The 24,565-nt window shown below is 52.4% G+C and carries 27 protein-coding genes; 14 read left to right on the top strand and 13 right to left on the bottom strand.

Annotation, left to right across the window (positions count from 1 at the left end):
• Nucleotides 1-49: 49 nt before the first annotated feature.
• The 3 genes from HMY34_RS07880 to HMY34_RS07890 are packed head-to-tail and all read right to left on the bottom strand — an operon-like array spanning nucleotide 50 to nucleotide 2,055.
• Nucleotides 50-784, bottom strand: coding sequence for a fructosamine kinase family protein (locus HMY34_RS07880; protein WP_228288045.1), 735 nt, complete (start codon nucleotides 782-784; stop codon nucleotides 50-52).
• A gap of 15 nt (nucleotides 785-799) precedes the next feature.
• Complete coding sequence (locus HMY34_RS07885; RefSeq protein ID WP_202716024.1) at nucleotides 800-1,861, bottom strand: IS701 family transposase; 1,062 nt, start codon at nucleotides 1,859-1,861, stop codon at nucleotides 800-802.
• Nucleotides 1,861-2,055 carry a hypothetical protein gene (locus HMY34_RS07890; protein ID WP_202718707.1) on the bottom strand — a complete coding sequence of 65 codons (195 nt, stop codon included), beginning with the start codon at nucleotides 2,053-2,055 and terminating at the stop codon, nucleotides 1,861-1,863. The genes HMY34_RS07885 and HMY34_RS07890 overlap by 1 nt, the downstream gene beginning before the upstream one ends.
• A 23-nt stretch (nucleotides 2,056-2,078) precedes the next feature.
• Here HMY34_RS07890 and HMY34_RS07895 point away from each other — a divergent pair, with 23 nt between their 5' ends.
• On the top strand, nucleotides 2,079-2,804 hold the full coding sequence (locus HMY34_RS07895) for a MipA/OmpV family protein (RefSeq protein WP_202718708.1): 726 nt from the start codon (nucleotides 2,079-2,081) through the stop codon (nucleotides 2,802-2,804).
• A gap of 28 nt (nucleotides 2,805-2,832) precedes the next feature.
• Complete coding sequence (locus HMY34_RS07900) at nucleotides 2,833-3,543, top strand: TIGR00266 family protein (RefSeq protein WP_202718709.1); 711 nt, start codon at nucleotides 2,833-2,835, stop codon at nucleotides 3,541-3,543.
• Nucleotides 3,544-3,562: 19 nt separating this feature from the next.
• Here the strand turns inward: HMY34_RS07900 and HMY34_RS07905 are convergent, their stop codons facing one another.
• Nucleotides 3,563-4,186 (bottom strand): LysM peptidoglycan-binding domain-containing protein, encoded by a 624-nt coding sequence (locus tag HMY34_RS07905; protein ID WP_202718710.1) that lies wholly within the window; start codon nucleotides 4,184-4,186, stop codon nucleotides 3,563-3,565.
• Nucleotides 4,187-4,514: 328 nt separating this feature from the next.
• On the opposite strand from HMY34_RS07905, the gene HMY34_RS07910 reads away from it, so the two are divergent.
• Nucleotides 4,515-4,991, top strand: a complete 477-nt coding sequence (locus HMY34_RS07910; RefSeq protein ID WP_202718711.1) for a septal ring lytic transglycosylase RlpA family protein — start codon at nucleotides 4,515-4,517, stop codon at nucleotides 4,989-4,991.
• Here HMY34_RS07910 and leuA read toward each other — a convergent pair.
• Nucleotides 4,988-6,667, bottom strand: coding sequence for a 2-isopropylmalate synthase (gene leuA / locus HMY34_RS07915; protein ID WP_202718712.1), 1,680 nt, complete (start codon nucleotides 6,665-6,667; stop codon nucleotides 4,988-4,990). The two genes, HMY34_RS07910 and leuA, sit on opposite strands and share 4 nt — an antisense overlap.
• Nucleotides 6,668-6,796: 129 nt before the next feature.
• Between leuA and HMY34_RS07920 the strand changes: the two genes are divergently transcribed.
• The 8 genes from HMY34_RS07920 to HMY34_RS07955 all read left to right on the top strand — a co-directional run bounded on the left by HMY34_RS07920 (nucleotide 6,797) and on the right by HMY34_RS07955 (nucleotide 13,321).
• A complete protein-coding gene (locus tag HMY34_RS07920) occupies nucleotides 6,797-7,258 on the top strand; it encodes an Lrp/AsnC family transcriptional regulator (protein ID WP_407701849.1) in 462 nt (153 codons plus the stop codon).
• Nucleotides 7,259-7,293: 35 nt separating this feature from the next.
• Nucleotides 7,294-7,548 (top strand): UPF0175 family protein, encoded by a 255-nt coding sequence (locus HMY34_RS07925; RefSeq protein WP_202718713.1) that lies wholly within the window; start codon nucleotides 7,294-7,296, stop codon nucleotides 7,546-7,548.
• Nucleotides 7,548-8,021 (top strand): PIN domain-containing protein, encoded by a 474-nt coding sequence (locus tag HMY34_RS07930; protein WP_202718714.1) that lies wholly within the window; start codon nucleotides 7,548-7,550, stop codon nucleotides 8,019-8,021. The genes HMY34_RS07925 and HMY34_RS07930 overlap by 1 nt, the downstream gene beginning before the upstream one ends.
• On the top strand, nucleotides 8,018-9,625 hold the full coding sequence (gene rtcR, locus HMY34_RS07935; RefSeq protein ID WP_323127464.1) for an RNA repair transcriptional activator RtcR: 1,608 nt from the start codon (nucleotides 8,018-8,020) through the stop codon (nucleotides 9,623-9,625). The genes HMY34_RS07930 and rtcR overlap by 4 nt, the downstream gene beginning before the upstream one ends.
• Nucleotides 9,626-9,830: 205 nt before the next feature.
• Entirely contained in the window at nucleotides 9,831-10,838 is a 1,008-nt protein-coding gene (locus HMY34_RS07940; protein ID WP_202718715.1) for a TRAP transporter substrate-binding protein, read from the top strand.
• An 80-nt stretch (nucleotides 10,839-10,918) separates the two neighbouring features.
• Nucleotides 10,919-11,539: a TRAP transporter small permease gene (locus HMY34_RS07945; protein WP_202718716.1), complete on the top strand. Its 621-nt coding sequence runs from the start codon at nucleotides 10,919-10,921 to the stop codon at nucleotides 11,537-11,539.
• On the top strand, nucleotides 11,536-12,819 hold the full coding sequence (locus HMY34_RS07950) for a TRAP transporter large permease (RefSeq protein ID WP_202718717.1): 1,284 nt from the start codon (nucleotides 11,536-11,538) through the stop codon (nucleotides 12,817-12,819). Before HMY34_RS07945 ends, HMY34_RS07950 begins: the two co-directional genes overlap by 4 nt.
• Before the next feature lie 10 nt (nucleotides 12,820-12,829).
• Complete coding sequence (locus tag HMY34_RS07955) at nucleotides 12,830-13,321, top strand: universal stress protein (protein ID WP_202718718.1); 492 nt, start codon at nucleotides 12,830-12,832, stop codon at nucleotides 13,319-13,321.
• Here HMY34_RS07955 and HMY34_RS07960 read toward each other — a convergent pair.
• Together HMY34_RS07960 and HMY34_RS07965 are read right to left on the bottom strand one after the other, a co-directional pair.
• Nucleotides 13,318-13,626, bottom strand: coding sequence for a hypothetical protein (locus HMY34_RS07960; RefSeq protein WP_202718719.1), 309 nt, complete (start codon nucleotides 13,624-13,626; stop codon nucleotides 13,318-13,320). The genes HMY34_RS07955 and HMY34_RS07960 overlap by 4 nt on opposite strands.
• Before the next feature lie 23 nt (nucleotides 13,627-13,649).
• On the bottom strand, nucleotides 13,650-14,249 hold the full coding sequence (locus HMY34_RS07965) for an EndoU domain-containing protein (protein WP_202718720.1): 600 nt from the start codon (nucleotides 14,247-14,249) through the stop codon (nucleotides 13,650-13,652).
• Between the two features lie 196 nt (nucleotides 14,250-14,445).
• On the opposite strand from HMY34_RS07965, the gene HMY34_RS07970 reads away from it, so the two are divergent.
• A complete protein-coding gene (locus tag HMY34_RS07970) occupies nucleotides 14,446-15,417 on the top strand; it encodes an ATP-binding protein (protein WP_202718721.1) in 972 nt (323 codons plus the stop codon).
• A gap of 284 nt (nucleotides 15,418-15,701) precedes the next feature.
• On the opposite strand, the gene HMY34_RS07975 is transcribed toward HMY34_RS07970, so the two are convergent.
• From HMY34_RS07975 to HMY34_RS07985, 3 genes are read right to left on the bottom strand one after another with little or no spacing between them, the layout of a single operon-like run.
• Nucleotides 15,702-16,292, bottom strand: a complete 591-nt coding sequence (locus HMY34_RS07975) for a hypothetical protein (protein WP_202718722.1) — start codon at nucleotides 16,290-16,292, stop codon at nucleotides 15,702-15,704.
• 5 nt (nucleotides 16,293-16,297) lie between these two features.
• Complete coding sequence (locus HMY34_RS07980) at nucleotides 16,298-16,579, bottom strand: hypothetical protein (RefSeq protein ID WP_202718723.1); 282 nt, start codon at nucleotides 16,577-16,579, stop codon at nucleotides 16,298-16,300.
• Nucleotides 16,576-17,397, bottom strand: a complete 822-nt coding sequence (locus tag HMY34_RS07985) for a hypothetical protein (RefSeq protein ID WP_202718724.1) — start codon at nucleotides 17,395-17,397, stop codon at nucleotides 16,576-16,578. The genes HMY34_RS07980 and HMY34_RS07985 overlap by 4 nt, the downstream gene beginning before the upstream one ends.
• A 203-nt stretch (nucleotides 17,398-17,600) precedes the next feature.
• Here HMY34_RS07985 and HMY34_RS07990 point away from each other — a divergent pair, with 203 nt between their 5' ends.
• On the top strand, nucleotides 17,601-18,827 hold the full coding sequence (locus HMY34_RS07990; protein ID WP_202718725.1) for an ATP-binding protein: 1,227 nt from the start codon (nucleotides 17,601-17,603) through the stop codon (nucleotides 18,825-18,827).
• Nucleotides 18,828-18,984: 157 nt separating this feature from the next.
• The gene (locus tag HMY34_RS07995) at nucleotides 18,985-19,692 is read left to right on the top strand and encodes a hypothetical protein (protein WP_202718726.1); all 708 of its coding nucleotides are present in this window, start codon (nucleotides 18,985-18,987) and stop codon (nucleotides 19,690-19,692) included.
• On the opposite strand, the gene HMY34_RS08000 is transcribed toward HMY34_RS07995, so the two are convergent.
• Genes HMY34_RS08000 through polA form a run of 3 tightly spaced genes read right to left on the bottom strand, consistent with a single transcriptional unit; the run spans nucleotide 19,661 to nucleotide 24,523 of the window.
• A complete protein-coding gene (locus tag HMY34_RS08000) occupies nucleotides 19,661-20,734 on the bottom strand; it encodes a DUF3616 domain-containing protein (RefSeq protein WP_202718727.1) in 1,074 nt (357 codons plus the stop codon). The genes HMY34_RS07995 and HMY34_RS08000 overlap by 32 nt on opposite strands.
• A gap of 13 nt (nucleotides 20,735-20,747) precedes the next feature.
• Nucleotides 20,748-21,731 (bottom strand): acrylyl-CoA reductase (NADPH), encoded by a 984-nt coding sequence (gene acuI, locus HMY34_RS08005; protein ID WP_202718728.1) that lies wholly within the window; start codon nucleotides 21,729-21,731, stop codon nucleotides 20,748-20,750.
• A gap of 35 nt (nucleotides 21,732-21,766) precedes the next feature.
• Nucleotides 21,767-24,523: a DNA polymerase I gene (polA, locus tag HMY34_RS08010; RefSeq protein ID WP_202718729.1), complete on the bottom strand. Its 2,757-nt coding sequence runs from the start codon at nucleotides 24,521-24,523 to the stop codon at nucleotides 21,767-21,769.
• Nucleotides 24,524-24,565 lie beyond the last annotated feature (42 nt).

The following is a 24,565-nucleotide window of genomic DNA, read 5'->3' on the forward strand; positions in this document are numbered from 1 at the left end:
CAATATCGGCGTAAAATTGATAAGTAGAGTATAGGATATTACGCCAATATTAGCCTATCTCCACCAAAAGCTTCTCCGTCATCCGCGCCGCCTGTTCCCCATAACCACTGCCAAACAGGTTGAAGTGGTTAAGAATGTGGTACAAGTTATACAGCGTCTTGCGCACCGCATAACCCGCATCCAACGCCCACGCCGCGTTATACGCTGCATAAAAGTCCGCCCCAAACCCGCCAAACAGCTCAGTCATCGCCAGATCGGTTTCGCGGTCGCCGTAATACACCGCCGGGTCGTACACCACCGGGCTGCCATCGGGCAAATACGCCAGATTCCCACCCCACAAATCGCCGTGCAACAACGAAGCTACGGGCTGATAATCCATAAACAATGCGCTGATGCTTTCTTTCAAGCGCAACCCTTGCTCATAAGAACGCGGCGGATAACCATTCCGCCGCGCCCGTTCAAGCTGAAACCCTAGCCGTTCCTGTTGCCAGAATTGCACCCAGTCATGCGTTTGGGTATTACGTTGCGGGCTGGCACCGATGGTATTGCTACGAAACCACCCGTGTTGCGCAGCAGTATGACGGTGCAGCGCAGCGAGTTGCGTACCCGCCTGTGGCTGATCACCGTGATTTTGCAGCGGCAAATATTCCAGCAATAGATACGCCTGTTGTCCTTGCACCCCATAGCCCAGCGACTCAGGCGCACTCAGGCTGGCGCTCGCACGGATTGCATTCAACCCATCCGCTTCCGCAGCGAACATTTCAAGCAAACTCGCCTGATTTATTTTGAGGAACTGATGTTACGCAGTAGCCCGAAAAGCGAGCAACTCCTCAAAAGCCGCCTTGATGGCTTTGCGGTAGAGTTTTGCTTTGAGGGCAAAGTGGTTAAGTTTTTTCCTCACAGTCAAACATTCCATCTTGAACACGGCAACAATCGAGGCAAATAGATGGTTGGCTTGTGTCCTGGGTGTGTGGGCAGGCGACTTGGCAAAGGCGGCATTGGACTTGAGCGATTTGTGAAAGACCTCCACTTTCCACCGTTTTTGGTAGAGTGAGGTGATTTCGTCCCACTCAGCGTCCAGCTTGCTACAGACCAGATACAAAATGCCGCTGCTGCCATCCTTGTTTGTAAAGACTTGCCGGACAAGCCTGACGGGGAAATTCAGCCCCTTCAGCCAGCCCGTGACGGCGTGTTGTTCTGACCATTCCAGTTGGTCGAGCCGGGTGTAACGTTTTTCCTTGCGAGCAGCTTCGCTCAAGGCCACCAGCCGATTGCTTTTCAGTGCCATGATGAAGTCCTTGTGCCGGGTTTGCTTGATGTGTTCCATGTTTTCGCTGGATGCGAACCAGATGTCTGTCAGAATCCATGAAAATTTCACCTGATTCTGGATAGTGGCATCAATCATAGCCCGCATCTGTTCATTCTTGGTGATGTCACTGCACCGCTTTTCTTGCCGGGTTTTGAGGTCACAATAACGCAGTGGTTTACGTACCAGTTCAAACGCAACCGGAATGGAGGTGTCGTTCGCGTGGTAGAGGCAGTTCACTAAATTGATGCCCTTGATGTTCCGTCCTAGGCAGTGGTCATAATGCCAGCAAATCAGGTCGTTTTCGTCCATATGGGGCTTTTCTTCCACCGTGTCATCAATGATGAGAACCCCATCATCCGATTCAACCTCACGGACGAGACTTTTGACCTGTTTCCAAAGGTCTTTCGAGGTGTAGTCGCGTTCGGACAGGAAGCGGCTGATCGCATCATGGCTGACTTGACCATCCAGCATTTGAGATAAGCCTGTCGCCGTGGCGTAACCAAACGTCACGCTCAGGTAGTCGGTGTAGAGGTCTAGGCGGTTCTGGTTCATCACTGGAATATAGACGACTCGGCTAGGGAGTGCGTAACATCAGTGAGGAAATAGCGACTGCCATCGGCAAGTGTTACCGTACTGGTTTGATTGATACAGCCGCCGCTGGCAGCGTCTATACGCGCAATCGCAACGCCCGTCCCCAAATGTTGTTGAAGTATTGGCAAGGTCAGGGCGGTGCTGCTAGATTTCATTGAATGTGAACCGAGGATATGACATGAAGAACGCATTGTGTGCCGCACTCGCTCTCTTAGCAACCGCGCAAACGCCCGCTGTCAGCGCCGAACCACGCCAGTGGAATGTCGGCCTTGCCGCTACTGCGGATCAATCGCCATTTGTAGGTGGCGACACGCAAATCGGTGTCAAACCTGTGATCATCAAAGAAAACGGCTTTGATATTGTAGGCCCTGCGTGGTCATTCAGCGCCACGCCCGCACGCGAGTTTTATATCGGTGCAGGGCTGGACGAATGGGATCACGAACGCGGCGATAGCGCGGTGTTGCAAGACATGGCAAAGCTGGATCGTGCCATCAACCTGCGGGTAGGCGGCGCATGGAAACTCGCCAACGGCACGGTTTCCGCCGACCTTGCCCAAGATGTCGCCGCCCACGAAGGCGCACAAGCCAAACTGCGTTACACCCATCACCCCGACACGCCGCTCAACCTGCGCCCGTATGCGGAATTGCAATGGCTTTCCGCCGACCTCACCGACTACTACGTGGGCGTGGATGCGGCTGAAGCCAAAGCCGATCGCCCCGCTTATCAGGCAGATGATTCACTCGCCCTAAAAGTTGGCGTTAAAATGGAAAAACCACTCAGCCGCCGCTTGACCTTGGTGGGCAGTGTGAGCGCCAACAGCTATGGCAGCGCCATTGCGGACAGCCCGATCATCGACAGCAGCACGGTGTGGGGCGGGTACGCAGGCGCAGCGTATCGTTGGTAAGCCATTCCTTCAAACAGAGAGCGACACCATGACCGTATTTACCATCACTGGCGACGTTGACCCCTTCCTCCACGTTGCCATGCAGAAAGGCGACAAAATTTATTGCGAATCCGGCGCAATGGTGATGATGGAAACTAACCTTGAGCTAAAAGGACGCATGACCGGCGGGCTAGGCAGCGCTTTGATGCGGCGTTTCACTAACGGCGAAACCTTGTTCCAGCAACACATCGAAGCGACACGCGGCGACGGCGATTGCCTGCTTTCCCCCGCGCTGCCCGGTGGCATGGAAATCATCGACGTGGGCGCACGCCAATACTTGCTGAATGATGGCGCGTTCGTCGCCGCTACCTCCGGCACAGAAATGAAAGTGCGTACCCAAAGTATCGGCAATGCCTTATTTGCACAATCCGGCGGCTTTTTCGTCATGGAAACGTCAGGGACGGGGCAAGTGGTGGTATCCGGTTTTGGCTCAATGTTCTCGCTGGACGTTGAACCGGGTAAAGACCTCACCATTGATAATGCCCACGTCGTGTGCTGGGACAGCACCTTGCATTACGAAATTTCCGTCACCACCAGCAGTTCCGGCGGCGGTTTGGGTGGTATGTTCGGCAATCTGGTCAATAGCGTTACCAGCGGCGAAGGCATGGTGCTGCGCTTTAGCGGTCGCGGCAAGGTGCATATTTGTTCGCGCAACCCCAGCTCGTTTGCCGCATTGGTGCGCAAGTATGCGCCCGCCTGAATCGGCAACGGGCGGGTGGCTAACGTAACCTCAACTGCTGCCCCGCGTTAATGTTATTGGAAGCGGTCAACTGATTAAGGGAAACCAGCCGCTCGATGCTGACACCTGTTTGGCGGGAAATGGCATACAGTGTATCGCCAACCCTCACCACGTAACGATCCACCGCTTCTGAAGAACCACCGGTAGTGGTTGACGTCACTTCCCTGGGCAACAACCAAGGTTGGGTAGCACTTATTTCAGGCAGTTTCCGAGGCAGTGCGGTACTTGCCAACTCAGGTAACTTCAAGGCTTGACCGGCTTTTAGTTCATGGCTAGAGGGAAGTTGGTTAAGGACAATCAGGTTCTCGATGGGGATGCCGGATTTACGCATGATCGCATACAAAGTATCTCCCTTTTGCACGATGTAAAAATTGTCGGCAGCGCTTGGCGCATTGGCAGCAGCGGCAGTTGGTGGAGAAACCATCGACTGATCGGAACGAAACTGATCAAAATACAGAGAATTTATTGAATTCGCGTCGCCCTTCATGGGAATGCAGTTATAGGTGTCCTCAGCAGCCAGTGTTACCTCGCCAGCCATTGCACAGATCAATAAACACGACAGCCCTAATCGTGCCTTATCAATGAGAAAAGTATCGACGAACATTATCTAAACCTCATTGTTATTATATATTTATACACATACTGCCATGCTAAAGCCATTGACAGCAACCCTCTTCAGCCATTAAGCGTATTGTCTATAAGACAAATATATCATCATACGTCAAGAATGCCCATTTGAATTATAGGCAGCTTGGTAGCGCCGTTCGTCCGTCATTTGCGGCTTTTTTTCTACCGCTTGTCTGCCAATAACAACCGTCAGTTACGGTTATCGCCCGCGTTTTTGCGCCTGTCTAGGGGGCGCGTTTCTATTAACCTGCTTTATGAAAATATGGAGTCATCAAATAACAAACACACAAGAAGAGAACAACATCATGAAAAATAACAAATCAATCAATTACTTAGCACATTTAATTGGATGCATTTTTGTTTTCTTTCAATTGTTTGGCAGTGTCGCCAGTGCCGACTACCTTGTTTACCAAGTGAGTAACGTGCAGCACTACGACCTCTATGAAAAACCGCAAGCCGTTTATCAGCCCGCCCCAGAACAAACCAACCGCTCATCGACTATTGGCAAAGCTTCATATTACGGCATTCAATACCATGGTCGCCCAACCTCCAGTGGGGAAACCTACGATATGTATGCCATGACTGCTGCACACCCTAACCTGCCTTTCGGTACACACATTCGTGTTACCAACCTGCAAAGCGGACAATCCGTCATTGTGCGTGTCAATGATCGTGGCCCACTCAAACCGGGTCGTATCGTGGATGTTTCGCAAGCCGCCGCTGAACAGTTAGGATTGCTCCTCAATGGCACTGCTGACGTACAACTGGACATCGTTGGTTAACCCACTTCCTTCACCAAACGATTCACCCCGCTGACCAAGGCTTTGATGGACGCGGTAATAATATTGCCGTCAATGCCCACGCCGTAACATTCGGCACTGCTGCCCGCGCCTGCCTGCCGCAATTCAATGAAAGCGCAGGCTTGCGCATCACCCGCATCCACGCTTGCACCAATAGAACGCTCCTCGTAACTCCGCACTTGCACCCGAATCCCCGCCCCCTGCAAGGCATGAACTGCCGCATCAATTGGCCCATTACCCGTACCTGTCAATTCGTGCTGAATGCCATCCCGCTCAATCACCAAGCGGATGCCTTGTGCGTTACCCTGTTCAAACAAATGGTGTTCGCAATAACGCACGGGCTTGGCGGTTTGCAAATACGTCGCCGCAAAAATGCCCCAGATGTCGCTGGCGTTCACTTCGCAGCCGTGTTGGTCGGTGTGGTCTTTTACCACGCTGGAAAATTCGACCTGCAAGCGGCGCGGCATCACAATGCCATAAGCACTTTCCAGCAAATACGCAATGCCGCCTTTACCCGACTGGCTGTTGACGCGAATCACTGAATCGTAACTGCGGCCCACGTCCGCCGGATCAATCGGCAAGTACGGCACGTTCCAGAACGACTCTGGCGTTTGCACCGCCAAGCCTTTCTTGATTGCATCCTGATGCGAGCCAGAAAACGCGGTAAACACCAAGTCGCCCACATACGGGTGACGCGGGTGAATCGGCAATTGCGTGCAATATTCCGCCGTGCGTGCCACTGCGTTGATGTCGGAAAAGTCCAAACCGGACGCTATGCCTTGGGTGTAAAGGTTTAACGCCAAGGTCACAATGTCGACGTTGCCAGTGCGTTCGCCGCTGCCGAACAAGCAACCTTCCACCCGATCGGCCCCGGCTAACAGCGCCAATTCAGCAGCGGCAACGGCTGTGCCACGATCGTTGTGCGGATGCACGCTGAGAATCACGCTGTCGCGGCGGGCAAGGTGGCGGTGCATCCATTCAATCTGGTCGGCGTACACATTCGGCGTTGCCATTTCGACCGTCGCGGGCAAATTGATAATCACCGGATTCGCAGGTGTCGCACCCCATGCAGCGGTCACGGCATCGCACACCTCGCGGGCAAAGTCCAACTCGGTGGCGCTAAAGGTTTCGGGGCTGTATTCCAACACCCATTCGGTTTCCGGTTGGTCGGCTGCCAAGTGCTTGATCAATTCCACTGCCGACACTGCCATGCCCAACACATCCGCCTTGCTCATGCCAAACACGGTGTCGCGGAACGGCTGGGAAGTCGCATTGTAGACATGCACAATCGCCCGCCGTGCGCCGCGTAAGGATTCCATCGTGCGCCGAATCAGGTGTTCCCGCGCTTGCGTCAGCACTTCGATAGTGACATCGGCAGGGATGTGTTTGCCTTCGATCAATTCGCGCACAAAATCGAAATCGGTTTGCGACGCGGACGGGAACGCCACTTCGATTTCCTTGAAACCGATGTCACACAAGGTGTGGAACATGCGCATTTTGCGTTCAACATTCATCGGCTCGAACAGCGCCTGATTGCCGTCGCGCAAATCGGTACTCATCCAAATTGGTGGATGGGTAATAGTGCGGCTCGGCCATTGGCGGTCAGTCAAGACGACGGGCGGGAACGGCTTATATTTGGTGGAAGGCTGTTTCAACATGGCACGCTGCTCTAGTGGTTAATGCGCTTAGTTTAAAATAAAGCGCGTGGCAGGCGATTGCGTTTTGCGGGGTAAAAACCTATCGTATTGGCAGTAAATTGCTTAAATCAACTCAATAATGGAAGAATCATGCAGCTTGACCGCTACGACTGGCACATCCTGCAAGTGCTGCAAGACAACGGCTGTATCAGCAATCAGGATCTGGCTGACCGCATTGGGCTTTCGCCTTCGCCCTGTTTGCGGCGGGTACGCTTGCTGCAAGAGGCGGGTTTCATCACTGGCTATCGGGCGTTGCTGGATGCGAAAAAGCTCGGTCTGTCGCTGATGGCGTTAATCCACATCTCGATGGATCAGCATACACCAGAACGTTTCGACACCTTTGAAGCGCGTATCGCCGACATTCCCGAAATCCTCGAATGCCTGCTGATTACCGGACAATCCGCCGATTACCAGCTCAAGGTGGTGGTGAAGGATATGGATGCGTATCAGGAATTGCTGCTCAACCGCATTACGCGCATACCGGGGGTGAGTGGGGTGCATTCCAGCTTTGTATTGCGGCGGGTGGTGGATAAGACGGCGTTGCCGCTATAGAATGGAAACAGTACATTTCCACTAGGAATAATGACATGCAAATCACAATGGACATCCCCGAATACTTCGGGGTAGATAAAACCAAGCCGGAAATTGCCAGTATTCTCAAGCTATACGCCGCTCTTGCGCTATTCCAAGCCGGAAAACTGTCCGCTGGTGCGGCAACCGAACTGGCAGGCGTTGACCGCCACACTTTTATGGCAGAGTGCAAAAAACACGACATTCCGACCATCAACTACACGCCCGAAGACTTGGAAGCCGAGCTGGCTGATTTTCGGTTAGCCTGCTGATGCTAGTCATTGCCGATACCTCACCACTGGTTGCCATAGCCGCGTGCGATGGTTTGAGCTGGCTGGACACTTTGTTTGCAGAAGTACGTGTACCTCCCGCCGTGTTTCAGGAAGCAACTGTTCAAGGCAAACCCCAAGCAGACAGGCTACAGCACTACTTGCAAGATAAAGTGTTGACGATTGATCTACACGATTTCGTGATTACCACCGAAGGGTTAGGTAATGGTGAACTGCAAGCAATGGCATTGTATAAAAAGCAACATGCCGACCGCTTGCTCATTGATGACTTACGGGCGCGAAAAGCGGCATTGCGTAACGACATTCACATTATCGGCAGCGTCGGTATCTTGCTGTTAGCCAAAGAAAACCAACTCATTTCCACTATTAAACCGTATCTGCAAATTATTCAGCAAACCGATGCTCATCTCAGCCCCAAACTGATCGACAAAGCGTTAGTGATTGCTGGGGAATGATGCCAGCAAAAATGAATACCACCGTCATCGGCATCCTCGGCTCGCGCCTTGACCACCAAGGCTTAGGCAAACGCCGCCACTCGCGCTGGCGGCCTTCCGTCGGCATCCTCATGCACCCCGATTTTCCGGTGAATGAATTCGTGCTAATCCACCACGCAGACGAGGCCGAACTGGCAGGCATCACCCTACGCGACATGCGCGAACTTGCCCCCGATACGCGCTTCACCAGCCACGTCGTCAACTACGCCAACCCGTGGGATTTCGGCGAAGTTTACAGCCAGCTCCACGATTTCACCCGCCACTACCGTTTCGACCCGGAACAAAACCACTACTACGTCCACATCACCACGGGTACGCACGTCGCACAAATCTGCCTGTTCTTGCTGACGGAAGCCAATTACATCCCCGGCAAACTCTTGCAAACCTCGCCCAGCAAGGAAAGCACGCAAGGCACACTGCAAATCATCGACCTCGATCTGTCGCGCTACGACCAGATTGCCAGCCGCTTCGAGCGCGAAGCACAGGAAGGCATGGCATACCTGAAAGGCGGCATCGACACCCGCAACCCCGCTTTCAACGCCCTGATTGCGCAACTCGAACAAGTCTCCATCCGCTCCGCCGCGCCCATCCTACTCACGGGTGCTACAGGTGTCGGAAAATCACGCCTCGCCAAACGCATTTACGAACTGAAAAAGCAGCGTGGGCAAGTCAGCGGCAAACTGGTGGAAGTCAACTGCGCTACCTTGCGCGGCGACAATGCCATGTCCGCGCTGTTTGGGCATGTGAAAGGCGCGTTCACCGGCGCACTCACCGCCCGCAGCGGCTTGTTGCGTGAAGCCGATAAGGGTTTGTTGTTTCTGGATGAAATCGGCGAACTAGGGCTGGACGAACAAGCGATGCTACTCCGCGCCATCGAAGACAAAGTATTTACCCCGTTCGGCAGCGACAAGGAAACCAGCAGCGATTTCCAACTGATTGCCGGAACCAACCGCGACCTGTTCCAGCGCGTGCGTGACGGCAAATTCCGCGAAGACTTGCTGGCACGCATCAATTTGTGGACATACGAACTCCCCGGTTTGCGCCACCGCCTCGAAGATTTGGAGGCGAATCTCGAATACGAATTGCAGCAATTCACCCGCAAAGTCGGGCACAAAGTCAGCTTCAACAAAGCGGCGCGGGAACAATACCTCGCGTTTGCGCAAACCCCAGCGGCAACCTGGCGGGCGAATTTCCGCGACCTCAATTCCAGCATTACGCGCATGGCAACGCTGGCGAATGGCGGACGCATTACCGAAGAAAGCGTGACGGAGGAAATCCGCCGCTTGCGCTACGATTGGGGCAGTTTTCAGGAGGCGGCAGCCATCAACAATACCGATAGCGTATTGCGCGAATTCGTGGCGGCTGAGGTGCTGGAAACCATCGACCATTTCGACCGGGTGCAATTGGCTGAAGTCATCCGCGTGTGCCGCACCGCCAAAAGTCTTGCAGATGCGGGGCGCAGCTTGTTCAACGTCAGCCGCACCCAACGCGCCAGCGCGAACGATTCGCACCGCCTGCGGGTGTATTTGCAGAAATACGGGCTAACCTTCCAGCAACTCACCTAAGCGGCGGAAATCCGCCAGCTCATTCCTAGGCATTCGGCGGAAATCCGCCGCTCGTCGGCTTATCAACCCCGCAAATCAACGAACGCAATCAGATCAAGCCATTGTTTATTAAGAAAAATAAAAAGATTTTTCCGCGATCAATGCCGTTGGCACGTTTCTTCCAATACAAATGGGGTGTTTAACCGTAATTCGTTTGGAGAGAGAGATGAAAAAGACACTGTTAACCCTAACTACCGCTGTTGCCCTTGGCTTGTTCAGTATGTATTCCTACGCTGCTGACCCCATCGTAATCAAGTTCAGCCACGTGGTTGCACCGGATACTCCAAAGGGCAAAGCGGCTGACAAATTCAAAACACTGGCTGAAGAAAAAACCAAAGGCGCGGTCAAGGTTGAAGTTTACCCGAACAGCACCCTCTACAAAGACAAGGAAGAAATGGAAGCCCTGCAAATGGGTGCAGTCCAGATGCTCGCGCCGTCACTGGCAAAATTCGGCCCATTGGGTGTGAAAGATTTTGAAGTATTCGACCTGCCTTACATTTTCCGTGGCTACGATGATCTGCATAAAATCACCCAAGGTGACGTAGGTGCTGGCTTACTGACCAAACTCGAAGCCAAAGGCGTGAAAGGGCTGGCGTTCTGGGACAACGGTTTCAAAATTATGAGCGCGAACAAACCGCTGAAAACGCCAGAAGATTATAAAGGTCTAAAAATGCGCATCCAGTCTTCCAAAGTCTTGGAAGCGCAAATGAAAGCCCTCGGCGTTAACCCGCAAGTGATCGCGTTCGGCGAAACCTACCAAGCCCTGCAAACCGGCGTTGTGGACGGCACGGAAAACCCACCTTCCAACCTCTACACCCAGAAGATGCACGAAGTGCAGAAAAACGCCACGTTGACCAACCACGGCTACCTCGGCTATGCGGTCATCACCAACAAAGATTTCTGGGAAAAACTGCCAGAAGACGTGCGCAAAGGTCTGGATGAAGCACTGAAAGAATCCACCGACTACGCCAATCAAATCGCCAAGGAAGAAAACGACAAGGCACTGGAAGCCGTAAAAGCCTCTGGCAAAACCGAAATCTATACCCCGACCGAAGACGAAACCAAAGCGATGCAAAAAGCCCTTGCACCTGTCCATGCTGAAATGGCAGAGCGGATCGGCAAGGACACCATCGACGCGGTTTACAAAGCGACTGGGTTTGATCCGTCCAAATAATCCCGCTCATTCCTCCCCCGTAGAGACGCAAAATCTTGCGTCTCTACCTTTCCCCCTAATACATTTTGGAGGAGAAATGTATGAAGTGGCTCGATCATCTCGAAGAAATATTGATTACGTTTTTGATTGCCGCCGCCACGCTGGTGATTTTTGTGGCTGTGGTGCATCGCTACGCTTCCGGCTTTCCGTTGAGTGCGTTTCAGGATTTTTTACTCGACATTAACATGGGCTGGGCGCAGGAGCTGTGCATTATTATGTTCGTGTGGATGGCGAAATTTGGCGCGGCTTACGGGGTGCGTCAAGGCATTCACGTTGGGGTGGATGTGCTGGTGAATCGCTTGTCACCGGATAGACAACGCATTATGACCAGTGTTGCACTTTCCGCAGGTATTTTGTTTACCGGGATTGTAGCCATGTTGGGTGCTCGCATGGTGTGGGAAAACGGGCTGGCGTATGTGGCGCTGAATGCATTGGGGCTGGACGCAGCGGGTCATTATGAAGGCCCGACCACCCCTGATCTCGAATGGCCGACGTGGATAGTGTACATGGCTGTGCCGTTGGGTTCGTCGCTGATGTGCTTCCGCTTTGTGCAAGTGTTGCTGAATTTCTGGCGCACGGGCGATTTGCCCCACCACGACCACGGGCATGTGGACGGGTTGGATGAGCTTGAACCCTTCCCCGTCGTGGAGCAAAAACCATGAGCGCATTAATCATTTTTGGCTTGTTAATTCTGCTAATGTTGACCGGGATGCCGATTTCCATCGCGCTTGGTCTGACTGTGTTGACCTTCTTGTTTACCATGACATCCGTGCCGATTGAGGCGGTGGCGTTGAAGCTATTCACCGGCATTGAGAAGTTCGAGATCATGGCGATTCCATTCTTTATCCTCGCGGGCAATTTCCTCACGCACGGGGGGGTGGCGAAACGCATGATTGTGTTTGCCTCGTCGATGGTCGGGCATTGGCACGGCGGCTTAGGGCTGGCGGGTGTATTGGCTTGTGCGTTGTTCGCGGCAGTATCCGGTTCTAGCCCTGCAACGGTGGTGGCGATTGGGGCCATTTTGTTGCCTGCGATGGTGAAAGCGGGTTTCCCGAAGCAATTTGGTGCGGGTGTTATTACCACGTCGGGTGCGTTGGGGATTTTGATTCCGCCGTCCATCGTGATGGTAATGTATTCGGTAGCAACCAATACCTCGGTGGGTGCGCTGTTCATGGCGGGGGTTGTCCCCGGCTTTTTGCTGGCCATGTTTTTGGGCTTAACCACTTGGTATCGGGCGCGGAAAAACAATTACCCGCGTCAACCCAAAGCCAGTTTTGCGATGCGTGCGAAAGCGTTCCGCGAGTCCATGTGGGGCTTGCTGCTGATCGTGGTGGTGATGGGCGGGATTTACACCGGCATTTTCACCCCGACGGAAGCAGCTGCGATGAGTGCGGTGTATGCGTTTATCGTGGCGGTGTTCGTGTACAAGGACATGGGCTTGAAGGATGTGCCGAAAGTGCTGCTGAATTCTGCCAGCATGTCGGCGATGTTGCTGTACATCATCACCAACGCGGTCATGTTCTCGTTCATTATGACCAATGAGCAGATTCCGCAATCGTTGGCGGAGTGGATGTTGGCGCAAGGCATGGGGCCGATCATCTTCTTGTTGGCAGTGAATGTGCTGCTGTTGATGGCGGGTAACTTCATGGAACCGTCCAGCATCGTGCTGATTTTCGCGCCGATTTTATTCCCAATGGCGATGAAGCTGGGGATTGATCCGGTGCATTTCGGCATCCTGATGGTGGTTAATATGGAAGTGGGCATGTGCCATCCGCCGGTGGGTTTGAACCTGTACGTGGCTTCGGGAATTACCAAAATGGGGATTACCGAGCTGACCATCGCGGTCTGGCCTTGGTTGCTGACCATGTTGGGGTTCTTGGTGTTGGTCACGTATGTGCCCGCTATTAGCTTGTGGTTGCCGCGCTTGATGGGCATGTTGTAAGGAATCTACGATGAGTGAAATAAAACCGTTCCAAACCATTTTGTACGCCACCAATCTGGGTACGCACATGCGCCCAGTGTTCCGGCAGGCGATCAATCTGGCACGTATCCACAAGGCGAAAATCATTATGTTGCACGCGGTTGCGCCGATTGGCTCGACCGGGACAGCGATTTTGTCGATGTACATGCCGGGCAAGGAAATCCACGACATTGAGCAGGAAAGCATGAATCAAGTGATTGAAACCATGCGCGAACGCCTGAAAAACTACTGCGCCGAAGAGGATGACATTTGCAAGGACAAGGATGAGCTGATCGACAAAATTGCGGTCAGCGCGGGCAATCCGGCGGATGTGATTAACCATTACGCCGAAACGCACGGGGTGGATTTGATCGTGATTGGTAGCCATACGCGCCAAGCCAGCGGGCATACCATGCTAGGGTCAACGGCGCGGACGGTGACGCAGCATAGCAAAGTGCCGGTGTTGATTATTCCGAATGGCTAGATTTGGGTATGCCAATACCCCAAGGCGTCACCAAAATCATCCAAACTGATGGCGATAGGTTCGGCGTAATCATCGCCATACAGTTCTTCAATCAAGACTTGCTGCGGCTGTAGTTGGATGAAATAGCTGTTACCACTGATGACATAAGGCTCCGCATCGGGATTTTCTTTAATCTTGTCGAGTGCTGCCTGCAAGGTTTCCAGCATCGTCAGGTTGGTTTGTACGTCCAGCAACAAAAAAGCGGCAGTGGCGGCGTGGCCTGCGCTTTGCTGTTGCCATTGCTGCCATTCGTGTTCATGTATCATCGGTATTGTTCCTCAAGCAGCGTTTAGCGTAGGGGAAAAGCGGTATTAACACCGCCGCGTGACGACGATGCTCCGGCAATCAGAAACGGTGTGCCGTCGGCACTCTGGCAGTAAGCCGCCGCATCACCCTGTTTCGGCGCATTGAAACCACACCATGCCCAATTGGGCGCACTTTTCGGGCAATTTTGCTGATTGCGAGCGGCATACCCGATGGTATTAATCACTTGGCTTGGGGTGCAATGGTCAGGGTAGAAGGTGGAAAATTTGTTCTCGTTCTGCTTGCCACCCCATTCCCATTGCCCGGCGTAAAGCCCTTGTTTATTGGGCTTTTGGGTGATGCGCACCTTGGCTACCGTTTGCGGGTCACTACCTTGCGGGCGCGAATGGAAACCGACTACCCGCCCCTTATTGTTCAACTCGCCGCAAAAGATATGCGCGTAATTGACCTCGACACCATTGCTTGCCTTGACCCACTGGTGTGAGGGGCAAGTGACGGACTCAGCGCCAGTGCTTGTTTTGCCAGCGTTTGGTTTAGGATTATCGGGCGCAGGCTTACAAGCCACTAACCCGATAGCGACTACGCCTAGCGTTACCCAAATCACTGCTCGACGCTGATAACCCATGCCGTCTGCTCCCAAGATGCTAAAAAGCGCATCCTAACGTATTCGGCTGGAAAATGCCTAGGGGACTCGCGGATTCTCACAAAAGCAACTATAGTAACCTGCATTACGATAACCTAGGTTACTATAATGCAATTCTACGGCAGGGAAGACGAACTCGCCCAATTGCGGACGATAACCGCACAAGCCACCTCCGGCGGTGTATTCAGAAATCCAGAACCTGTGGGATCAGTACCGCCAGCAAACCCGCATCCACCTGATGTTTGTCGGCTCGGTGCATTCGCTGATGGTCAAAATCTTCCAAAACAACAAAGAACCCCTGTTCGGGCGGGCTGACCGCCTCCTGTACCTGAAACCCTTCAAGCCGCAAACCATCTACGAAATCCTGCAACATGCGCAGCAATACACACCTGAAAACCTGTTTTATGCGTATCTGTTGACGGGCGGCATTCCGCGCTACCTCGAAATCCTGCACGACAATGCCGTGTATGGGCGCGATGCCATCATGGATTTTGTGTTCAGCAAAAACTCGCCGTTTTTGGAGGAAGGCAAGCATGTGCTGATCGAAGAATTCGGCAAGGAATACGCCACTTATTTCTCCATTCTGGAATTGCTGGCGAGCGGCAAAACCGGGCGTGGGGAACTGGAATCCATCCTTGCCACCAATGTCAGCGGTTATCTGGTGCGCTTACAGGATGAATACGATGTCATCGCCGTGCGCAAACCCATCAACGCCAAGCCAGGCAGCAAAGTTCAGAAATACTTCATCAAGGATAATTTCCTGAATTTCTGGTTCCGTTTCATTTATCGCAACAACAGCGCAGTGGAAGCGGAAAACTTCGCGTATATCAAACGCATTCTGGAACGTGACCTCTCCACTTACAGCGGCATGGTATTGGAACGCCTGTTTCACGTCCTGTTGGCAGGCACAGGCCGTTACAACCAGATTGGCAGCTATTGGGAACGCGGCAACCAGAATGAAATTGATGTGGTCGCGGTCAACGATCTGGACAAGCAAGTGCTGGTCGGGGAAGTGAAAATGAACCCTGAGCGTATCCGCATTCCAGCATTGCAGCACAAGGCGGCGAAGCTGGAACAGGCGTTTGCGGGGTATGCGTTTGCGTATCAGGGGTTTAGTTTGGAGGCGATTGATCAGTATGTTGGGCGGTAAGATTAATACGGTTATGGTTTACTTTGTGCCGAAAATGAGCGGATTTATCCCTTACTTTGTGACGAAAACTGGCAAAAATAACCCTTACTTTATGAAAATGGCATTGGCGGCGCAAATATTGCTCAACACGCCATCAAAGAAGAAGACTTTCTGCAATATAGATTTCCTTATGTCAGAAAGTGCTGGAGAATCTACAATAAGGAGGCAGTATGTCGTACTTCTTACACCTGCTACTTTCCCTATCAGCAAGCGTTTTATTTTAGCCGTCAGCATTATAATAATACTTACTTTACTGATGGTTCTAGCACCTTTGTCGACATCAATAAGTTAAGATCTCTACCAATTTCATCAAGTAGCTTTTTCATATCATTGACTGACGAATGAGTCGTAATATACCACATCCCCACTCTTCTTTGACTTTGGTAGTCTATTGTGGCTGTTTTTGAAACTAATGAAACTCCTGACAAACGCTTGTTCAACTTAGCAATACGTTCAAGACCAATAAACTCTAAAACATCCACAAAAGTATCTGTTGCCTTAGGTTTTTGGAAAACCTTACCCTCTAAAGTTACATGGAGTTGTTTACGGGAACTAACATGATCACGGTGTTTGGAGTGGGTTATCGGCTTTTTAGGCTTTACTGTTTGTGGTGAAATACCTATTTGCCAGCGCTCCATCAAAAAACTGGTATCTTTAGCAAAAGCTTGTAGTTCCATTGAAGATTTGGATAGTTCAAGAACTCTAGAGAAATTGCCTTCCAAACTTGCTTCTGCACAGGCCATTTTCAAATCATCTGCAATGTTGCTTAACGAGTGAATTAGTTCGACGAACTTTACTGACACTGGATCAGTAGATTTTAATGTTACTGCTTGCATGATAATCAGCCTCTCTTGATGCGTTTTGTAAGATGTCCAACAGTGATTGTGCGACCATCTTGTGTACTGACCACTTTGTACACATTACGGTAGTCGGGTAACAGTTTATGAATTGGCTCGCGTCCGTATGTCCGTTCCATTGTACGAACACTGGATTGGCTAAAGTAAAGGCGCACACCGCCATGACCGTCATAGGATTTCTCGCCAAACTGATCGAGCCATTGGTCAATCAATGGCGGAATACAACGTTGCTGGGTACGGGCTGCCGCGTGATGTGTCATGTTCATTTGGATACTATCCTTCTGTTTACTTGATCATTCTGTTCCATCTTCATCTGTTCGCGTTTCTGTTTCCGCTCCTCTTTTTCCTTTTGCAGGTCAACTGGACTAACCGGATAAAATAACGTATACATATCCAACTCAAAATCGGATAGGAAGCAGTTCAAAAAGAGGGCGTTAGCTGTTTCTAATGATTGGTCTTCCGGCAACTTAGCAAGTGCTCCACGACCAATAGACTTACTATGCAATAGTGAAGCTCCCTCTAGTTTATATTCCTCTTGCTTTCCGTAAAGACAACTTCGTAAGTACCAGAAAGGATCAGCTTCAATATAATCATTAATTATGCCAATCAAGCTAGATTGCCATGATATGTACTTCTCATCACAATCGCTTGTGTAATCACAATAATCACTCATTTTTTGATCGTACTCATAATCACCATCATTGAATTTAAAGAAAATGTTATTAATTATATTCTCCGGGACGATCATCAAGAAAATAACCCGATTAATAAAACAGTCCCTCAGTATATTGAATTTTTTGCATTTCTCATTGATAATCGTGATTGTTTCTTCGCTTAGATAAAAAGTTACAGGTTTAACCATATCTCTTGTTAGAGAGTCTGAAATATATCGTTTTGCCTTTAACGAGTTTGGCTGGGTTATTTCTTTTTCTAGCATTTTGGCTTCATATTTTAGAACCCGATCAAGGAAGGCATCCCTATTCAAACATGCATCTTTGATTTTTACCTCCAATCTGCTGATGAGAGGTCTCCATATATTACATACCAATTTAGTCGGTTTCGGCTTATCTGTAGTGACTTTCATTTTGTGCTGTTCCTGTTTCAACTTCTATGGAATGCATCATAGGGAGAAGCAGAGCATTCATCAATTAATTTTTGATAAATTTATACTATTTATTTATGGTAAAAATATCTAAATTTACTCGAAAGGACATGATAAAAACATACTGATTGCTCACCTTCGACAGCTCGACTAAACTGGAATCATATTCCAGATTGGTCAACCCCATGTTTACACACAGAACTTTGCAGAAAACCATCCAGCTAGCCTCCCAATCCTTCCCTGTCTTGCTGCTAACCGGCGCACGCCAGGTAGGCAAAACCACGCTACTGGAAGCCTGCGCCGAACCCACCCGCCGCTACGTCACCCTCGACGACCCCGAACAAGCAGCACTTGCCCGTACCGACCCCGCGCTCTTCTTCCAACGCCATCCGCCGCCGGTGATCGTAGATGAAATCCAGTACGCGCCGGAATTATTCCGTGCCATCAAACTGCTGGTGGATAAAGCCAAACAACCGGGTATGTTCTGGCTGACCGGTTCGCAGAAATTCCACCTCATGCAGGGCATCACCGAAAGTCTGGCGGGGCGGGTTGCGGTGCTGGATTTGTTGGGGCTTTCGCAGGCTGAAATCAACGGCAAAACGGACACCGCGCAACCGTTCCTGCCCACTCCCGCATGGCTGGAACAAGCCCGCCAACAAGCAGGCAAACCGCTGCCTCTACCCGATATTTACCGCCGTATCTGGCGCGGCTCATACCCGCGCATGGCGCTGGATGACACCCTGCCGCGTGACCTGTTTTACAACGCTTACCTGCAAACCTATTTGCAACGCGATGTGCGTGACCTGACCCGCGTAGGTGACGAACGCGCTTTCCTGCTGTTCCTGCGAGCCGCCGCCGCCCGCACCGGGCAATTGCTCAACTACGCCGATCTTGCACGGGACGTGGACATCGACCAGAAAACCGCCAAAGCATGGCTGTCGATTCTGGAAACTTCCGGCATCGTCTACCTGTTACAGCCCTATCACAACAACGTGACGAAACGCCTGCTAAAAACCCCCAAGCTGTATTTCCTCGACACGGGTTTGTGCGCTTACCTCACCCAATGGTCATCGCCGGAAACGCTGGAAGCGGGTGCGATGTCCGGCGCAATTCTCGAAAACTGGCTGTTGGTAGAAATTCTCAAAAGCTGGTGGCACAACGGACAAACGCCAGCGGTGTATTTTTACCGTGATAAGGAACAACGTGAAATCGACCTGCTGATTGAGCGTGACAACACGCTATATCCGGTAGAATTCAAGAAAACTGCCAGCCCGAACATGAGCGCTGCCAAATACTTTCCCGTGCTGGAAACGTTGGGTAGGCAAGTAGGGCATGGCGCGGTCATCTGCCTGCGCGAAACCGATGTGCCGCTCTCGCAGGAAGTGGACGCTATTCCAGCAGGCTACCTATAATATGATGAAATACAAAAAACACGACCAAGTACTACATTTCAGTAATGTGGGATGGGGTCTTGGCGAGGTATTGGAGGATTCAAACGGCTCCACAGTACGGGTGTTTTTCAGCGATGCAGGAAGAAAAAGACTCTCTCTAGAACAGGACGAATTGGTCATGGCTGACGCAGACCACCTCTCCGATTACATGCTTGCGCAATTCGACCTGCCGAACCAAACGCCCACTATCCGCCGCCACTTGCCAACCAGCATAGCGATGTTCCTGTCCAAATTCCCCGACGGCTTTTACGATGAGCAATATCTCAAACAGGAACGCAACCCGATACTGAAAGTCCAGCATCTGGCGCAAACCTTATTGGGCAAGGAAGCCATAACAACATTACTGGATGAGAAAAACCATCAGGAAATCGTTAAACGGGTTTCACAAGTCGTGGATGCCACCGATATGCTCTCCCCTAATGAAAAAAGATTTTTGATCAGAGGGCTAAGTATTGAACCGGGCAGCTTCGTATTCGCACAGGGATTGCACAACTTACTGTATGGGGAATACAGTTTACCCACCCGCTTCGGGAGTTTTCTGTGGTTTCTCCTCAGCATCCGCACAGGCAAGTGGACAACAGCAACCTATTTTCCATTTCTGCTGCAACCAGAAAAATACTTATTTGTAGACACATTCAGCACCTTATGCACAGGCAATTTTTCCGACTTCCGTGGTCTGGTGGTGTACCCTAATGCAAACCCGCTACTTTACAAGCTCATCCTCAACTTTGCGGAACACCTCAAGGCAGAATTGAAAGAACTGCAACCCAGAGACATGATTGATGTGCGAGCATTCATGCGGTATATGTGCTGGAGGGCAACGTAAACACATCCCCCAACACCCCATCCTCCCCACGCTTACGCCCTTGCGCCGCATTGTCATACACCACCAGCAAGGCAGTTTCTGCATTATCTTGCGTAAACAAACACAACCCCTCAGCGTGATCATCACCGTGACCGTGCGGAACTTCCGCCACCACCTCCAGCACATCGCGGGGAATCAGGCTTTCCCCATCCGGCTTAGCCCCATCCTGCCAACGGTAAACCCGTACCGGACCATCCAGACTCATGGTAGGCCCTGCCAAGATCAGTAAATCCTCGCCTTGCACGCACAAATCGCGGATTCCCAAACCATCCAATTGCAGGAAATGTTTGCGGTAGGGGCGATCTTCCTCGCCAATCTGCGCCAACTTCAACACGGTGGGATCGTCGTCATCTTCCAGACACTCGATTTCCAGCAACATCGCCCAGCCGCGCAAAACTGGCCCGCGCAAACCGAGGAACAAACGTGTGCCAATCACCGCCAAACCTTCCACATCAAAGCCGTTGTCTTTGCCGGGGATTTTCAGGAAATGCTTGATATGCGGATCATCGCGCAAGGCTTCCATCAGCGCATTGCCGTTAGTGTGCAGCGGTAACTGTGCGCCCGGTGTTTGCAATGTTGGAATGCCGTCTACCACGTTCAGCGGAATACGAGCAATCAGGTAACGGTTTGGGTCAGGGACAATCTTCACCAGCCGCTCAATGCCTTTTTCGGTGGATTTATCCGACTGCGGCTTTTTGCGCTTGAGGCTGTGCGAACCCACCACCCACAAATACCCGTCGTGATATGCCAAGCCTTCCACATCGACTTCGTTATCGTCAGCATCTGCCGCAACCGGCAATGACAAATAATCGTGCAAAGCAAAGCGGGTATGCGCAGCATACAGCGGGTTTCCATCCACATCCGAACCTTGAACACTGAGGCGTTCCAGATGGACGCTTTCGTCGTTGGCAACCCACAACGTGTCGCCGATTTGCACAATGGCAGACAGCGCATCGCGGCATTCCAGCGCCGGTGGAGTAAACATAAAGTGAACAGCAGTCATGTCACATCCTCCATTACAAATTCAAATTCACCAACAACCGCCCCTGAATCCGCCCCGCCAAAATATCCTTGGCAGCTTGCGGCACTTCTTCCAACGCAATCGCGCAACCCAGCTCGGCATACGCACTCGGCGGCATCGCCGCCGCAAGACGTTCCCACACCTTCACGCGCCGTTCCTGCGGGCAACTCACCGAATCCACCCCGCGCAAACTCACATTGCGCAAAATAAACGGCATCACCGTGGTATTCAGCTCGAAACCACCTGCCAACCCACACGCCGCCACCGTGCCGCCGTACTGCATTTCTGCCAGTACCCGCGCCAACGTGCTACCGCCAACAACATCCACCGCACCTGCCCAATTCTGGCTTTCCAACGGGTGTGCTGGGCGACTCATTTCTTCGCGGGTCATGAATTCTTTTGCACCCAAGGCGGTGAGGAAATCTTGCGTTTCCGGGCGACCCGACACCGCCACGACGTGATAGCCGAGTTGCGCCAACAGCAATACCGACACGCTGCCCACGCCCCCTGCCGCACCTGTCACCACAACTTTGCCGGAATCCGGCGTCACGCCCGCCTCTTCCAGCGCCATTACGCACAGCATCGCGGTAAAGCCTGCCGTGCCAATGATCATCGCTTGTTTCGCATCCAAGCCCGCAGGCATTGGCACTAACCAATCCGCTTTCACCCGTGCTTTTTGCGCAAAACCGCCCCAATACCGTTCACCCACACCCCAACCCGTGAGGATAACCGGATCGCCCGCCTTGAAACGCGCATCAGCGGATTCCGCCACTGTCCCCGCGAAATCAATGCCGGGAACCATCGGAAACGCGCGAATAATTTTGCCCGTTCCCGTCACTGCCAAGCCGTCTTTGTAATTGAGCGAGGAATAAGCAACATCCACCAACACCTCGCCTTCCGGCAAGTCGCTCACGTTAAGGTGGCGCACTTCCGCGTGGGTTTTGCCTTCCACCTGATTCAGTATTAGGGCTTTAAACATAACATTCTCCTTTGATTCATCGGCGGGATGCGCCCTTAATGTGCCTCATCCCAATTATTCCCCACCCCACTTTCCACTAACAATGGCACTGCTAACACTGCGGCATTCGTCATCAGCGCAACCACGTGTTCGCGCACCGTTGCCATCTCGTTTTCCGGCACTTCAAACACCAGTTCATCGTGCACTTGCATAATCATTTTGGTGCGCAAGCCGCTGCCTTGCAGCCACGCATCCACCGCCAACATTGCTTTCTTAATAATATCCGCCGCCGTGCCTTGCATTGGCGCATTAATCGCAGTGCGTTCGGCATACTGGCGGGTAGCGGCATTTTTTGAATGAATATCCGGCAGGAACAAACGCCGCCCGAACAGCGTTTCCACATAGCCTTGGGCGCGTGCTTGTTCGCGGGTGTCATCCATGTACTGTTTCACGCCGGGGTAACGAGCAAAATACAGATTGACGTAATCTTGCGCATCACGCCGATCCACACCCAACTGTTTTGCCAAGCCAAATGCCGACATTCCGTACATCAGCCCGAAGTTAATCGCCTTCGCCGCCCGACGTTGTTCCGTGGTCACTTCCGCCAATGGTGTGCCGAAGACTTCCGCAGCCGTGGCACGATGCACATCCAACCCTTGCGCAAACGCATTCAACAAACCGGCATCACGGGACAAATGCGCCATAATGCGTAATTCGATCTGGGAATAATCCGCCGCCAGCAATTGACAGCCGCTTTCCGCGATAAACGCTTGGCGAATGCGCCGCCCCTCCTCATTGCGGATCGGGATATTCTGCAAATTCGGGTCTGACGACGACAATCGCCCCGTCGAAGCCACCGCCTGATGGTAAGAGGTATGCACCCGCCCGGTACGCGGGTTAATTTGCTGCGGCAATTTGTCGGTGTAGGTGGATTTGAGCTTCGCCAACCCACGATGCACTAAAATCAGCTTGGGCAATTCATGCCCCATGTCCGCCAGTTCTTCCAACACGTCCTCAGCAGTAGACGGCTGCCCCTTGGGGGTTTTGCGCGGCGCGGTCAAACCGAGTTTGGTGTAAAGGATTTCCCCCAATTGCTTGGGTGAGGCAAGGTTAAATTCCTGCCCCGCCGCCGCGTAAGCCTCCAACATCACCGAATGCATCCGCGTTTCGAGTTCTTGGCTGTGACGCGCCAACATCGCCGCGTCGACTTTCACCCCATTGCGCTCAATCGTCGACAGCACGCTCACCAGCGGCACTTCCACGCTTTCATAGAGCTTGCGCTGCCCGTCGAGGGCTTGCAGTTGCGCCCAGAAATGTTGATGCAGGCGCAAGGTGTAATCGGCATCTTCCGCCGCATACGGTGTCGCTTGTTCCAGCGCGACTTGGTTGAACGTCAGTTGGTTTTTGCCCTTACCGGCAATGTCCGCAAAGCTGATGGTGGTGTGGTTGAGGTGCTTGGCACACAGCGTGTCGAAATCGTGGCGGCTGGCGGTCGAATCCAGCACATACGATTGCAACATGGTGTCGTGAGCAATGCCGCGCAAGGTAATTCCGTGATTCAGCAATACGCTGCGGTCGTATTTGAGGTTTTGCCCGATCTTGCGAATAGCAGAGTCTTCCAGCAGGGGCTTGAGTTGCGCCAGCACCGCTTCACGGTTGAGTTGTGGCGGTGCGCCGAGATAATCGTGCGCCAATGGCAAATAAGCCGCTTCGCCCGCTGCGATGGCAAACGACACGCCGACGATTTGCGCTTCCATGTAATCGAGGCTGGTGGTTTCGGTGTCGAAGGCGAATTCGGCGGCGGTTTGCAGGCGGGTTAGCCAAGCGTCTAGGTCGGGTTGGGTGAGAATTGTCGTATACCGTAGGGGCGACCGGCCGGTCGCCCTCTCCTCTACCTGCGGCGTATCCTCGATAGCAACTGAGGATAATGATACAGAGGGCGACCGGCCGGTCGCCCCTACAGGGGAATCCAACCCCGCCAATCTTGTCCGAAACCCATACCGCTCGTACAACGCCCGCAAGGTTTCCACGTCCGGCGGATCAAACGCCAGCGTTTCCGGCTGCAAATCCAGTTCCACATCGCACTTAATCGTGACCAGCTCGAAAGACAGCGGCAAATGCGCCAAGGCTTCGCGCAAGTTTTCGCCGATTTTGCCTTTGAATTCGGCTGCTCGCGCCATAATGTTTTCCAGCGAACCGTATTCCTCCAGCCATTTGACCGCTGTTTTAGGGCCAACTTTGTTGACACCGGGGACGTTATCTACCGTATCGCCAATCAGCGCGAGGTAATCGCGGATGCGTTCCGGCGCGACCCCGAATTTTTCCACCACACCAGCGGGGTCGGCGTAATGCCCGCTCATGGTATTGATCAGGTGAACGCGCTCATCCACCAATTGCGCCATGTCTTTGTCGCCGGTGGAAATAATCACCTTGCCGTCGTATTGCGCCGCTAACGTACCGATTACGTCGTCGGCTTCCACGTCGGGAATAATCAGCAGCGGATAGCCTTGCGCCCGGATAATCGTCAGCAACGGTTCAATTTGGCAGCGCAAGTCCTCCGGCATCGGCGGGCGGTTGGCTTTGTATTGCGGGTAAAGGTCATCGCGGAAGGTTTTGCCGGGTGCGTCGAAAATCACCGCCATGTGTTCGGGGTCGTAATCCTTACGCAATTTATCCAGCATATTCAGCACGCCGTGCATCGCGCCGGTGGGTTCGCCGTGTGCATTGGTCAGCGGTGGCAGCGCGTGGAAAGCGCGGAATAGGTAGGATGAACCGTCCACGAGGACGAGCGGTTTACGGCTATTGCTTGGCATAGGGGTTTGCATGACGCTGGGTAAAAGCCAGAGTATAGCGGT

Origin of the sequence: Thiothrix subterranea (assembly GCF_016772315.1) — a bacterium.
Lineage (GTDB): Bacteria > Pseudomonadota > Gammaproteobacteria > Thiotrichales > Thiotrichaceae > Thiothrix > Thiothrix subterranea.